2 protein-coding genes are annotated in these 895 nt (G+C 37.9%); both read left to right on the top strand.

Features of this window, described 5'->3' with window-relative positions:
* Positions 1 to 492 (top strand): glutamate ligase domain-containing protein (locus ACRCJ0_RS16095; protein ID WP_431391174.1); only part of this gene is annotated, 492 nt, incomplete at its 5' end.
* Positions 493 to 554: 62 nt separating this feature from the next.
* A partial coding sequence (locus ACRCJ0_RS16090; protein ID WP_431391173.1) for a Gfo/Idh/MocA family oxidoreductase occupies positions 555 to 895 on the top strand: 341 nt, incomplete at its 3' end.

The following is an 895-nucleotide window of genomic DNA, read 5'->3' as shown; positions in this document are numbered from 1 at the left end:
CGTAGTGCGGACAATCAATTAACCTTTGTCGTTGATTTCGCGCACAACAAGATTTCTTTTGAAGAATTATTCTCATCTGTTAAAGAAATGGCCCCTGATAATGATATCCGCATCGTTTTTGGATCAGCCGGTGGTAAAGCTGAAAACAGGCGTGCTGATATGGGCCATGTGGCTGGTTTAAATACCAATGAAATTTATTTAACCAGTGATGATCCAAACTTTGAAGACTCTTATAAAATCATGGCTGAAATTGAAGAAGCCATTAACGTGGTAAATCCAGATGCTAAAGTAAGAAGCAATTTAGATCGGACCGGATCAATCTATATGGCCTATAAGGATGCGATTGCGTCCGGGAAACCGACGACCATTGTGGTAGCTGGTAAGGGGTCTGAAGATACGATCAAAATTAATGGCCGTAACGAATTCTATGTTCCTGATTTTGAATATGTTCAACAATTGATTGCTTTTTATGAATTTAAGGGTAGAATTTAAGAGTAGAAACGATTATGAGAATATCATGAAATATAAATGATAAAATATAATGAACTAAAGAGGTGGCAAATTTGAAACAAATTAATATTGGATTACTTGGTCTAGGTACAGTCGGTGGTGGTGTAGCCAAAATTATGCACGATCACGCACAAAAAATGTCAGATACGGAAGGTATTCAATACCAAGTAACGAAGATTTTTGTCCGCGATATTGAAAAATCAAAAGCGAAACATCCCGGATTACCAGAAAGCATTCAATTGACAACTGATTTCAATGATGTCATCAACGATCCTTCAATTGATATTGTCGTTGAAGCGATGGGTGGAACAACATTCGCAGCTGACTGTATTGAATCTGCTTTACGCGCTGGTAAACACATCGTAACTGCTAACAAGGACTTGGT

It is taken from the genome of Aerococcus sp. L_32, assembly GCF_050689315.1.
This window is presented reverse-complemented; position numbering and strand designations above follow the sequence as displayed.